This window comes from Gracilibacillus thailandensis (genome assembly GCF_010994055.1).
GTDB lineage: Bacteria > Bacillota > Bacilli > Bacillales > Amphibacillaceae > Gracilibacillus > Gracilibacillus lacisalsi.
The window spans coordinates 1-13,029 of record NZ_WJID01000009.1 but is presented as its reverse complement, the minus strand read 5'-3'; the positions used below and the strand labels follow the sequence as shown (position 1 = coordinate 13,029).

Sequence of the window (13,029 nt, the reverse complement as noted above, 5' to 3'; positions counted from 1 at the left end):
AAAAAGAAGCTGTGACAGGAGGGATCACAAATGTTCCTAAAGAAAAAAATCATGTCTTTATTTGACTATTTAAAAGTAAAGCATAAATTGTTAGGCATTTACCTGATTGTCACAGCGATACCTGTTCTTTTGGTCGGTGCGTATTTGAATGATAGTACGAGAGATATTGTATTAAATCATTCACTAAGTGAAGCCGAATCGAATGTAGATAAGCTCGAATTACGATTACAAACGATCTTTAATCGTGTTATTAGTATTGCAGATATGGTTTACATCAATCAGAATATGAAAGAGTTGTTAGAAAATGACTATGAATCGACATTAGAAATTTACAATGCCTATAACCGTTATCCGGTGTTCGACGATTTTCTGAAATACTACGATGAAATTGAAACTATTCAATTTTTTATGAACAAAGATATGATAACGGATTCACACTTTATTTATGCGGATTCCATCGTAAAACAAGAGGATTGGTACAAGGAAGCAGTTGAAAAAAGTGGACGTTTATCATGGGTTTATATGGAGGATTATTGGACTGGTCAGGAATTATTAGCGTTAACAAGAGCAGTATACGGTCAAAGTAATGATTTATTAGGAGTATTAGCTATTTACGTTTCACCGGATATGCTGAAATCAGTAGTGGAAGGAGAGCCATATCAAGCCTATATCACTTTAGATCGAGAAACGATCGTATATAGTACAGAGCGTGAATATATTGGCAACAAAGCTACTTTTTTCAATCAAGAATCTAGTGCATCCGGAAATGATGTGATGGATACAGAGTTTGAAGGGGAGCATGTCAAAATAAACCAGCACGACTTTCGACCTGATAAATCGCTGGATAATAGTTTTCAAGTCTCGTCCGTTATTCCAGTTGAAGAAGTGATGAAGGAACCAAATGCTATTTATACACGAGGACTTTTGGTGATCATTGGCGCGTTATCGGTATCGATTCTGTTAATCGGTATTTTTATCAGAAGTTTTCATAAGCGGATTCAGCAATTGAGGCAAACGATGTATCAAGTAGCAAAAGGTAATTTTCAGGTTAACCAACAGATAAATGGACACGATGAAATTAGTGAGGTTTACCACGACTTAGCAACAACTTCCCAAAGTGTCCAGAAAATCATTGATGAAGTCTATATTCATAAAATTAAGGAAGAAACTTGGAAACGCAAGCAAAAGGAAATGGATTTTAAAATGCTAGCTAGTCAGATTAATCCACACTTTCTTTACAATACGTTAGAAATGATCCGAATGAAGGCAATTTTAAACAAGGACCCAGAAGTCGCAAAAATTGTAAAAATGTTAAGCAAAATGATGCGTTCTGCATTAGAAAGAACGGATCGTCCTGTTCCGATTACTGACGAAATAGTTCTTATGCATCATTATTTAGAAATTCAAACATTGCGTTTCGGTGAGAAATTTAGTTATCAATTAGAAGTGGAAGATGCAGTAGAAGACTATTATATTTTCCCGTTATTGATTCAGCCTATTGTAGAGAATGCTATTATTCACGGGCTTGAGCCAAAAGAAGAGCAAGGGTTTATTAAGATAACGATGGAAGAAGAGGATAAATATATCCAAGTAGAAGTAAAAGATAATGGTGTTGGCATTCCGAAAGAAAGTCTCAGTGAAATAAGAGAACGATTGAACGATGAAGAATACTATTCAGATGGTAATCGAATTGGCTTGCACAATGTCCATCAACGGTTAAGGCTTTATTACGGAGAAAAATATGGTATTGAGATGGATAGTATTGAAGGCTTGGGCACAACGATGACCCTAAAAATACCTAAAATTAAACATGAGAAGGGGGTAGGATGAATGTTAAAAGTTCTGTTTATAGATGATGAACCGTTGATAAGAGAAGGTCTTGCTTCCATTATTGATTGGAATGACTACGGTTATCAAGTGGTAGGTACTGCGGAAAATGGTAAAGTCGGCTTAGAGAAAATAAGAACGTTAAAACCCGATGTTGTTTTTGTAGATATTCGGATGCCAGGCTTAAGTGGAATAGATATGGTAAAGCAAGCGAAGAATGAAGGTTATCCCTGTAAGTTTGTTGTATTATCTGGTTATTCCAATTTTTCTTATGCACAGCAATCCATTCGTCTTGGGATGGAATCCTATTTACTGAAACCAGTTGATGAAGAGGAGTTGATCCCACTTATTCGTCAGCTTAAAGAAAAATGCAAGAGTGAGTATCTATTGCATTCACAAATACACGAATATGAGACGATGACAGAGAATGAAGAGTGGAAGCAATTATTACAAGGGAGAAAAAAACATCACAGGTTGAACCAGTATCAAAATGAGACTTTCCATATAGCAAGTGTCACATTTATCGAAAGACCAGAAAAAAACTGGGTGGAACAAAAGATAGAGTCGGATCAACTCTTCAAATATATTTGGATCGATCAAGTTATGTATCTACTTTTTAAAAATGGTGAAGTTGCCTCTATTAAACGGTTATTCCAATCAATGAGCCGGTTAATGGCAGCTAAACAACATCAATTTCAGCTCATAGAAGAAGGAACAACCATTGAAAGATTACCAGACATGGTCAACCAACTGAAGCAGTTGCAACACTTACACTTCAGTTATAGCAATACAACTGTTTTATCTAAGCAAGAACTGATTTCAGAGAAAACTAGTTTACCAGACGGCTGGGTAGAAGAAGTATGTCGTTCGATTGAATTTGAAGATGATAATAAATTAGACAAATATTTTGAAGAAATGGAAAAATATTATCAAGCCAAACAATACCAGCCACAAAGAATTACTGCTGAATTAATTGAAATCACCAAAGATATTTATACGATTTTATCGCGAGCAAACCAAGATATTCATATACCTTCCAATGAAGAAATGGCCAATATTATTTGTGCGTCTCAGACATTGCAACAACTGCTGTCTTCACTAAAGAACCAACTTAGCAAGGCAGCCTCTGAAATCAATGGATTTGCTTGTAATTCAGAAAATACAATTGAGAAAATCGTTGAATTTGTCGAGAAGTTTTATTATAAGGATTTAAATTTAAAAGTAATAGCTGACTTGTTCAGTTACAACCGCTCTTATTTAGGAAAAAAATTCAAGAAGCAAACAGGGTATTATTTTCATCAGTATCTCGATATAGTCAGAATGGAAAAAGCAAAATATTTCTTAGTCGAAAGGGAGCTGAAAGTATACGAAGTTTCAGAAAAAGTAGGTTATTCCAATAATGATTATTTCTATAAGAAGTTCAAAAGATATGCAGGTGTTAGTCCAAAAGAGTATCAAAAAAATCAGCGGAAACAACACGCTTAAAGGGGGATGTCGATGGCACAAACAGTAACAGAAAGGCCATTATATATAGGTGTTCAATATTTTTATTACTTTCTCATAACTAATATTCATTTTATGCTAGCTAATCTCCTGTTTTTACTAGCTTTTGTGTTTGTTGAAATGTCCGTGCAAAATATCATCCTTTTTTTTATTGCGTTATTACCAGGAGGCCCTTCTTTGGCTGCCTTATACGCAACAATGGGAAAAATGATTCGCGAACGTGACCTTAGTCCGACAAAAGATTTCTGGAGCTATTACAAAAATAATTTCAGCATTGCAACCAAATACTGGCTCGTTCAGTTGACGATTATGACGATTTTAATAGTAGATATTTATTATGCGAATCATTATCTGGCAGTGCTATCTCCAGTATTTCTAATTTTATTAATTTTTACGTTGTTTGTTTGTCTTTACGCTTTTCCAATTTTGACAAGGTTTGAAGTGAAATTAAAGAACTTGTTTATTGTATCGATTTATGCGGTCTTCCGTTATTTTAAGACGACCTTGTTTCATATTTCTACCTTGGTCTCACTGGGAATCATCTATTATTTTGCTCCTGGGATTACCGTTTGGTTTTGTATGAGTGCAGCAGCTTTTTTTATCATGTTTAATATGCGAAAGCCACTTCAGTTGATGGAAGAACAATTGGCACAAAGAGGGATGGAATATGAAGAAAACTAGCATTTTAATTTATGTGATCATCAGTATTGTCGCATTAACTGTCTTGTTATTCGTTTTAGTAAATCAGGACAAAAAAGAAACAGAAGCAGAGTCTGATCAGCTCATTGATGATTTTGAACAAGTAACTGCCATTGATGTGTTGGCAAGTGAGGATATTTCTTTAATGAAATCGGATCAAGGATGGCAAGTTGAGGGCGCAGAGGAACAAGAAGATACGGATAAAATAGATAGCTTTCTATTAGCAATGGAAGAAATGACAGGGGAAGCGGTTGAAGTCAAGAAGAAAAATGTCAATCTAGATTTTCCGAAAGTGGTTGTTTCCTTTATGGATCAGCAAGATGATAGGCAGAGAATTGCTATAGGTCAAATGCATGACCAAGGGGATCGCTATTATGTTGAACATAAAGAAAAAGAAACGATTTATTTAGTGGACCGATCATCGGTGGAAATGATTCCATTGCAACGGTTAGCATTATTGGATAATAAAATTTTAACCATTTCTTCTCAAGATATTACAGAAATCGAAATAGACAATGGAACAGAAGTAATTAAGTTGAATAAGGAGGCCCCTTTTTCAGAAAAAGAATCATTAGCACACCTTAGTGGCTGGTATATGCATGAGCCTTATCAACATGTTTATAGTGTTGCCTTTTCCAATGCAGAGGAGATGGTAGTTGGTGTAGATGGCATCGAACAAGTAGAAACTGTCGATGGCCACGACCAATACGGCTTAGCGGATTCTGACTTTTCGATTATATTTTCGAATGGGGAAGAAGAAGAAAAGCTGATCATCGGTGATCCTGCTGCAAATAATCAGTATTATGTCCAAGTTGATGGTAAGGAAGAAGTGTATAAGGTACCTACAGAATTACTAGATCCATACAGTTACAAGGCTTATGATATGATTGATCATTTTGTCCATATCGTTTCATTAGAAGTAATCGATGAATTAACGATTGAGACACCAGAGGAGAGTATACAATATTCAATGAACCATGAGGAAAATGCAGAAGAAGAGGTGGAAACAACTGTATTCCATGACGGGAAAGAGCTAGACATCGACACCTTCCGCGATGATTACAAACAATTGGCAGGGCTAACATTTGATCAAGCTTATAAGGGAGAAACGGTGAAAGATGAGCCGGAAGTAATGATAAACTATTTGATCACAGACGAGAACAATCAATCAATTGAAAACACGATAGCATTTCATGCAATATCAGATACAGATTATGCAATCATCAAGAACAACAGCAGTGAAATTGACTTCACCATTGCAAAAGATAAACTGCATCAAGCAATAGAGTGGGCAGTACAAACTGGATCATGATGCTCGCTCACTTTATTACCGGGAAAACCTCTACTTCTATTTGATAGATTTCCCGGTAACGATGTTTTTATAGGGAAATCTCCTATTCTGAATTGGCAGATTTCCCTGTTACTTCACTTTTACAGGGAAAACTCCCTGTTATAATTAATAGTTTTCCTGGTAATTAACTTGCCAACGGAAAAAGAATGGTGAACAGGCTTCATCATTGTATATAATAGGTTCCTTTTTTTATTCCTTTTGATTTTAAGTGCTTTTTTAAATGATATCTTATTCGTTCAAGGGAAATCGGTAGACGACACCAAGCATAGATTTGCTCACTTGTCACGCGTTCATCTGGAAACAAAAACATAAATTCTTCAACATTTCTAATTATAGCAGTTTGGACGAATTCTGATTGACCGCAGTTCTGACATCTGCATTTTTTACCTTCTACTATGGTTATAAAAAAATCACATGATGTACAAGGGATTCCCTTTTTTAAATCATTGTAATGGTATGTAGGCAACTGTTCATAAGGAGAATGTTCAAGTTGGACCGATTCTAAATGATTCATTACATGGTGCATCGCTGGATTTAGTGGCACCTCATTTTCGAATTGACGTAGGTATCGATTTATTTGTGTTGGTAATATAATATTGGAATTTCTGGGTGTTTGAAAGAGGGAACATTCGGGGTTAATAAAAACAACTGCTGCCACTACTGGTATATCCCATTCTAATTGTTGAAGAAGTTGACGAAGCAATGATTTACTTCTTCTTAATTGGATAAGAGGATTATCTATCTCTTCTCCAGAATCAAGATATAGCTGTTCATTTTGAAAATAAAATTCACCTGGGTAATTTTTGATCTCAAATATGTACAAGGTATTATGGAAAAGAAGGATGTGATCCAGTTGAAAGGCTCTGTTGTGATGGGACAACCAAAGGTCTTTGAGTAATAGGAAGTTGCTTGATAATCGTTCTAGGTATTGGTCAAAAAGAACTTCGCCTTGATAACCTCTGTCTAGTCTTCGGTATTTTTTTATTTCTTCTTTTGACAATGATCGACGTCTTTTGAGGTATTCGTAAAGGACTAATTCACGTGGTTTTAATCTTGGCTTCAATTTTCTCTTCCCTTCTAAAGTTAAGTATTACGACAAGTATTATTGAACAAAAAATGAATAAAGTCAAAGTGGTAAAAAAGAAAAAGTAATCGGTCAAAACAGTAGAAAAATTAATTTTCACACGTAGAAAAAGCCAAAACTTTACAGATGAACGGTATCATTTTACGATTTCGTTTATTTTACACTCTTCAATCTTTCCTAAGTATCCCCTTTCCCCTATATTATCAGTGCTAACCGTGTGTAAGTCTTCATTTCAAGCTTCAAGTAAGACTAGGATAAGAGATTAGCTAAATTTAAAACCTCCTCATTGGACATAGTCAAACTTATTACTATAACAGGTATTTAATTCCACCTCTCATTTTTACCTGTTTTTATGTCTTGTTTCTTATGTTTTTTGAGAAAGCGGTTTCTAATATAATAATAATAAGTTAAAAAAACGCTTTCAATATAGGGTTGACAGGTTAGGAGAGAGATAAAATGAGTCGAATCAACAATGCTGCAGAGGCACAACCGAATCTACCTGAGTCACACTCACCTTTGCAAACGCCAGTGAAGCCAGGCTTTTCTTCACATAAAGGAAAGAAGCGCGGACCAGACCCAGGTAATAAAGGCTTCTTTAAAAAGTTTAGTAAACAAAAGGCGTTATTCTTAATGTCCTTTCCTTTTGTTATCTGGTTACTAATTTTTAAATATATTCCAGTTGCAGGCTGGGTGATGGCATTTCAAGATTACAAGCCGCAATTAGGTATTTTTGAGCAAGAATGGGTAGGATTCAAGCATTTTAAAGACCTCTTCAATGAACCGATGTTTTATCGAGCATTAGAGAATACATTGGGGATGGGGATTTTTGGGCTGGTGTTCGGTACATTATCAGCTATTGCATTTGCTTTACTCCTCAATGAAGTTAGGTTTTTAACGTTAAAGAAATGGACACAGACAATATCCTATTTACCTCACTTTGTATCTTGGGTAATTGTTGCCAATATTGTCATCACTATGCTTTCACCAGAAGGAATCATTAACAACTTGTTAGTTGGTTCAGGTATTCTCGATAGACCCATTAACTTTATGGCACAACCTGATATGTTTTGGGGGATTGTAACGGCTGCTGATGTTTGGAAAGAGACTGGTTGGAACGCAATCATTTATTTAGCGGCAATGGCTGGTGTTGATCCGCAGCTCTATGAAGCAGCGAAAGTAGATGGAGCAAGTAGATGGAGACAGATGTGGCATATTACTTTACCAAGTATTCGTCCCGTTATCATCGTATTACTCATTTTAAATATTGGTAACTTAATCAATATCGGATTTGAAAAGCAAATGCTATTAGGGAACAATATAGTCGCCGAAAAGGCTTTGGTTATTGACTTATATGCACTAGATTATGGTATAGGAATGTTCCGATATTCATTCGGTACTGCAATCGGGATTTTTAAATCCGTTATAAGTATTATTCTTATTTTAATATGTAACGGTTTTGCGAAACGAATAGGTGAAGGACGTGTATTCTAGCAGAAAGGAGTGTCACATCAAATGAAAAAAAGAAAATGGACAACATTTGATATCATTTTAACTATTTTTATGCTTTTCATTGTAGTCATTACACTTTATCCATTCCTGAACATCCTAGCCATATCGTTAAATAATGCGGTAGATACAGCTAAGGGTGGAATTCATATATGGCCCCGTGACTTTACATTTGCTAATTATCAAGAGATTTTCGGCAGTAATGACAGGCTGCTGCAAGCATTTTTTATGTCGATCTTAAGAACAGTAGTTGGAACCATTACAGGTATTATTGCAAGTACGATGCTTGCTTACGTGTTAAGCAGAAGAGATTTTGTTTTTAATGGCTTAGTAGGTTTTTTACTAGTATTAACAATGTTTGTTAGTGGAGGATTAATTCCGGAGTATATGCTAATTCGTCAGCTAGGTTTGATTAATGACTTTGGCGTTTATATTTGGCCGATGTTAATTTCTGCATTTAATGTTATCATTATCCGCTCATTTATGGATAACTTACCGACAGCTCTAGAAGAATCAGCCAAAATGGATGGTGCCAATGATTTTGTTATCTTTACCAGAATTATTATTCCGTTATGTTTACCAGTTATCGCAACGATTGCTTTATTCCTTGCAGTTATGCAGTGGAACAGCTGGTTCGATACGTATTTATATGCTAGAGGTAGCGAGGCTTTAACGACGTTGCAGTTTGAATTAATGAAAATATTAGATAATGCTAATATCTCAAGTGGGGATATTACCTCACAGAATGCCGAGGTCATAGCCGGACAGACCAATCCGCAATCGATTAAAATGGCAATTACGATTATCGCAACGGTACCTATCCTAATGGTATATCCGTTCCTGCAAAAATACTTTGTAACAGGACTAACGCTAGGCGCAGTCAAAAGCTAGGTATTAATGAAAATTAATATAAAAATTTATTAAAAACGGAGGGGAAAAACATGAAGAGAAAGCTATCCATCTTATCTTTATCCTTATTATTCATGTTTGCAGTACTTTTCTTAGCCGCTTGTAGTGATGATTCAGAATCAGATACGGGCGCTGAAGGTGACGATGCAACAGAAGGGAGTGAAAGTGATTCCTCAAGTGATGAGCCGTTGACATTGACTTATTTCAATGCTGATGGCGAAGAAAAATCATTTGACGATCCAGTAGCACAAAAAATTACAGAAAAAACAGGTATAAAACTGGAAATGGATTATCCAGTTGGTGGGAATGATGAAGCGATCCCATTGATGATTGCAAGTGGTGATTATCCAGATTTAATTTTCGCAAAAGGTGATATTGGAAAGCTGATTGAAGCTGGCGGTATAATTAAATTAGATGATTTGATTGAAGAAAAAGGTGACAACTTAAAAGCAATGTATGGCGATCAACTCGATCGTTTACGCAACTCAATAGACGACCCAAGTATCTATAACGTTGGTACTTATGGTGTGGAAGAAGCACGTTGGGAAACAAGTGGTACCTTCCAAATACAGTTAGATGTCTTACGTGAACTTGGCTATCCTGAAATTCGAACATTAGAAGACTTTGAAGCAGCAATCACAGAATACTACGAAAAGTACCCAGAAATCGATGGTCAAAAAACGATCCCGTTATCTCTATTAGGTAGTGACTGGCGTTGGTTAATTACGGTAGGTAACCCGGCAGGATTTGCAGCAGGTATTCCTGATGATGGTCAGTGGGCTATAGATGATGAAACAGGTGAAACAACTTACAAGTTCTTATTACCGGAATTAAAAGAATATTTTAAATGGTTAAATGGCCTGAATGATAAAGGGCTATTAGACCCAGAGTCATTTACACACACATACGACACTTATATTTCGAAGCTGTCATCTGGTCGTGTACTAAGTATTGCTGATCAAAATTGGAATATTACTGACGCAGATGCAGCACTTGTAGCCGATGGAAAAGAATGGAGAACGTACGCACCACTTCCTGTCACGTTAGGTGAAGAATATAAGTCACAAGGTCTAAAAGATTACGGTTTTGCTGGAGGTTGGGGGATTTCCATTTCTTCCACCAGTGAACATCAAGAAGAAGCATTCGAGTTTTTAGATTGGATGGCATCAGAAGAAGCGCAGATCCTCGTTAACTGGGGAATTGAAGGCGAAAACTACGATATTGTAGACGGAAAACGAGTGATGCACGAAGATGATCGTGAACGAATGAATTCCGATAGTGACTATGCTAAAGAAACAGGTGTAGGCTATTATATCTATCCATTCCCACAATGGGGTAATGGAGCAGTGGACTCTAACGGTCAGCCGATCACACCAAACTCTGAGCAAGATATTATTGACAACTTTAACGAGGCCGAAAAAGAGGTTGTAGCTGAATACGATATGGAAAACTGGACGGACTGGTTCCCACCGGCAGAAGAATTAGGAATTTCTAAACATGGTGCTGCGGCGAATTATACCATCGAATCAGGAAGTGATTTAGAGATTATCCAACAGAAAGCAGACGACTTAACAGAGCAACGAATAACACAAGCCGTTTTAGGTGATCCAGCAGACTTTGATGCAGCATGGGATGCTATGATTGAAGAGTTGGAAGCAATGGATATTGAAAAAGCAAATGAATTAATGACTCAAAAAACATTAGATGTTATGGAACTATGGGGTACAAAGTAATCTGATTGATGATGGGCCTGATTCCACCTAAGTGGTCTCAGGCTTCATCTATTATGGGATGAGATTGGTTTGAAGATGTTGGTCGTTGATTAGCGAAATTAGCACTGTGATAAATTTACAACGAATCGCAATAAAGTAGAGGAATTTATCGTTGATCTGTCGAATACTTGCTATACATAAATAGTTAGAGGAGGAACCAAAATGATCCATGAAAAACTACCAAAAATATGGTATGGAGGAGACTATAATCCAGAACAATGGGATGAAGAAACTGTAACCGAAGATATCAGAATGTTTAAACTTGCGGGGATTGATGTGGCAACCGTTAATGTTTTCTCATGGGCATTAAATCAGCCTGATGAAAATACCTATGATTTCACTTGGTTGGATGAAACAATTGATCGCTTATACCAAAATGGTGTTTATATTTGTCTTGCAACCAGTACAGCGGCGCATCCGGCTTGGATGGCAAAGCGCTATCCGGATGTTAGACGAGTGGATTTTGAAGGTAGAAAAAGGCAGTTTGGCGGTAGACACAACTCCTGCCCAAACAGTCCGACCTATCGCAAATATGCAGAACGTATTGCGGAAAGGTTAGCAGAACGCTATAAGAATCACCCTGCTGTATTAATCTGGCATGTTTCCAATGAATATGGTGGTTATTGCTATTGTCAAAATTGTCAAAAGGCATTCCGAGTATGGCTAAAAGACAAATATGGGACACTTGATGCAGTGAATACAGCGTGGAATACACGATTCTGGGGTCACACTTTTTATGAGTGGGATGAGATTGTGGCACCAAATGGTTTAAGTGAAGAATGGCAAGGAGGCCAAAACACTAATTTCCAAGGTATTTCACTAGATTATCGTCGTTTCCAGTCTGATAGTTTATTAGATGTGTTTAAACTAGAACGAGATGCATTAAAGAAACATACACCAGACCTTCCGGTAACAACCAATTTAATGGGACTGTATCCTGAGCTTGATTACTTCAAATGGGGGAAAGAGATGGATGTCGTATCATGGGATAACTATCCTTCGATCGATACACCAGAAAGTATGACAGCGATGACCCATGATTTAATGCGAGGTCTTCGAAGTGGTCAACCGTTTATGCTGATGGAACAAACACCAAGCCAGCAAAATTGGCAACCATACAATGCTTTAAAACGACCGGGAGTTATGCGCCTCTGGAGTTATCAAGCGGTAGCACATGGTGCTGATACAGTGATGTTTTTCCAATTAAGACGTTCACGAGGTGCTACGGAAAAATATCATGGTGCAGTGATTGAACACGTTGGGCATGAACATACACGTGTATTCCGTGAGTCCGCTGAATTAGGGAAAGAACTTAAGCAATTAGAAGATAAAATTATCGATAGTCGTGTGAACGCCCGGGTAGCGATTGTCTTTGACTGGGAAAATCGCTGGGCCATTCAATTATCAAGCGGACCTTCTATAGCACTAGATTATGTAAAAGAAGTGCATAAATATTATGATGCTTTTTATCAACGTAATATTCCAGTCGACATGATAAGTGTAGAAGAAGATTTAAGTGATTATGATATTGTGATTGCGCCAGTGTTATACATGGTAAAAGAAGGACATGCTGATCGCTTGAAGCAGTTTGTTGCAAAAGGTGGTACCTTCGTAACCACTTTCTTCAGCGGCATCGTTAACGAGAACGATCTTGTCACGTTGGGAGGTTATCCAGGAGAGTTAAGAGATTTAGTTGGAATATGGGCTGAAGAAATTGATGCATTAGAGCCATCTAATTATAACGAGATTGTCATGCAGGACAAAGTAGGGTCACTATCGGGCGAGTACAAATGCAACATATTATTTGATCTGATTCATGCTGAAGGTGCGGATGTACTGGCAACATATGGTTCAGACTTTTATAAAGGCATGCCGGTACTAACAAAAAATCAATACGGAGAAGGTCATGCATACTATATCGCCTCTAGTCCTGATCAAGTATTTGTCCAAGATTTTGTCGATACTATTGCTGCTGACAAAAATATACGAGGTGAATTAGATTCTGCACAAGGTGTTGAAGTTATAGCACGAAACAAAGCTGATGAAAAGATTTTATTTGTAATGAATCATAATAATAAGTCAGCAACCTTTGATACAGGTGAGGAGACCTATACAAATCTATTAACGGGTGAAAAATATACAGGTGAAACTGAAATAAAAGCAAAAGATACATTAATTTTAAGTCTTTAATAGATTACGACGTACGACTAACGGTGATATGGGTTCATCGTTAGTTTTTTTATATGGAAAATTAGCGCAATGACTGTGTTAAATGCAGTAGTTATTTTGAAAGTTAGCTTGTACAGGAAACCATCGCTGCGGCTGCCCACTTCCCTTTTCACGGGATTTTCGCCTAAGCTAACTTTGGTAAGCAAAGA

The 13,029-nt window shown here is 36.9% G+C and carries 9 protein-coding genes; 8 read left to right on the top strand and 1 reads right to left on the bottom strand.

Translation table 11 applies throughout. The features are described from left to right. The first annotated feature begins 30 nt into the window (after nucleotides 1-30). Genes GH715_RS03845 through GH715_RS03830 form a run of 4 tightly spaced genes read left to right on the top strand, consistent with a single transcriptional unit; the run spans nucleotide 31 to nucleotide 5,341 of the window. Complete coding sequence (locus tag GH715_RS03845; RefSeq protein ID WP_153834317.1) at nucleotides 31-1,830, top strand: cache domain-containing sensor histidine kinase; 1,800 nt, start codon at nucleotides 31-33, stop codon at nucleotides 1,828-1,830. Next, nucleotides 1,831-3,312, top strand: coding sequence for a response regulator transcription factor (locus GH715_RS03840; protein WP_153834316.1), 1,482 nt, complete (start codon nucleotides 1,831-1,833; stop codon nucleotides 3,310-3,312). Nucleotides 3,313-3,324: 12 nt separating this feature from the next. Next, complete coding sequence (locus GH715_RS03835) at nucleotides 3,325-4,011, top strand: YesL family protein (protein WP_153834315.1); 687 nt, start codon at nucleotides 3,325-3,327, stop codon at nucleotides 4,009-4,011. Continuing rightward, nucleotides 3,998-5,341 carry a DUF4340 domain-containing protein gene (locus tag GH715_RS03830; protein ID WP_153834314.1) on the top strand — a complete coding sequence of 448 codons (1,344 nt, stop codon included), beginning with the start codon at nucleotides 3,998-4,000 and terminating at the stop codon, nucleotides 5,339-5,341. Before GH715_RS03835 ends, GH715_RS03830 begins: the two co-directional genes overlap by 14 nt. A 202-nt stretch (nucleotides 5,342-5,543) precedes the next feature. Here the strand turns inward: GH715_RS03830 and GH715_RS03825 are convergent, their stop codons facing one another. After that, entirely contained in the window at nucleotides 5,544-6,443 is a 900-nt protein-coding gene (locus GH715_RS03825; RefSeq protein ID WP_153834313.1) for a nuclease-related domain-containing protein, read from the bottom strand. Nucleotides 6,444-7,094: 651 nt separating this feature from the next. On the opposite strand from GH715_RS03825, the gene GH715_RS03820 reads away from it, so the two are divergent. From GH715_RS03820 to GH715_RS03805, 4 genes are all read left to right on the top strand, one after another. Then, nucleotides 7,095-7,955 carry an ABC transporter permease gene (locus GH715_RS03820; protein ID WP_228760245.1) on the top strand — a complete coding sequence of 287 codons (861 nt, stop codon included), beginning with the start codon at nucleotides 7,095-7,097 and terminating at the stop codon, nucleotides 7,953-7,955. A gap of 21 nt (nucleotides 7,956-7,976) precedes the next feature. Beyond that, on the top strand, nucleotides 7,977-8,861 hold the full coding sequence (locus tag GH715_RS03815; RefSeq protein WP_018931109.1) for a carbohydrate ABC transporter permease: 885 nt from the start codon (nucleotides 7,977-7,979) through the stop codon (nucleotides 8,859-8,861). Nucleotides 8,862-8,911: 50 nt separating this feature from the next. After that, nucleotides 8,912-10,612: an ABC transporter substrate-binding protein gene (locus tag GH715_RS03810; RefSeq protein ID WP_153834311.1), complete on the top strand. Its 1,701-nt coding sequence runs from the start codon at nucleotides 8,912-8,914 to the stop codon at nucleotides 10,610-10,612. A 201-nt stretch (nucleotides 10,613-10,813) separates the two neighbouring features. Next, a complete protein-coding gene (locus GH715_RS03805) occupies nucleotides 10,814-12,841 on the top strand; it encodes a beta-galactosidase (protein WP_153834310.1) in 2,028 nt (675 codons plus the stop codon). Nucleotides 12,842-13,029 lie beyond the last annotated feature (188 nt).

Coding starts and splice junctions, on each gene's coding strand:
- GH715_RS03815 (WP_018931109.1), top strand. CDS start 7,977: ATGAAAAAAAGAAAATGGACAACATTTGATATCATTTTAACTATTTTT.
- GH715_RS03820 (WP_228760245.1), top strand. CDS start 7,095: ATGTCCTTTCCTTTTGTTATCTGGTTACTAATTTTTAAATATATTCCA.
- GH715_RS03805 (WP_153834310.1), top strand. CDS start 10,814: ATGATCCATGAAAAACTACCAAAAATATGGTATGGAGGAGACTATAAT.
- GH715_RS03835 (WP_153834315.1), top strand. CDS start 3,325: ATGGCACAAACAGTAACAGAAAGGCCATTATATATAGGTGTTCAATAT.
- GH715_RS03830 (WP_153834314.1), top strand. CDS start 3,998: ATGAAGAAAACTAGCATTTTAATTTATGTGATCATCAGTATTGTCGCA.
- GH715_RS03845 (WP_153834317.1), top strand. CDS start 31: ATGTTCCTAAAGAAAAAAATCATGTCTTTATTTGACTATTTAAAAGTA.
- GH715_RS03840 (WP_153834316.1), top strand. CDS start 1,831: ATGTTAAAAGTTCTGTTTATAGATGATGAACCGTTGATAAGAGAAGGT.
- GH715_RS03810 (WP_153834311.1), top strand. CDS start 8,912: ATGAAGAGAAAGCTATCCATCTTATCTTTATCCTTATTATTCATGTTT.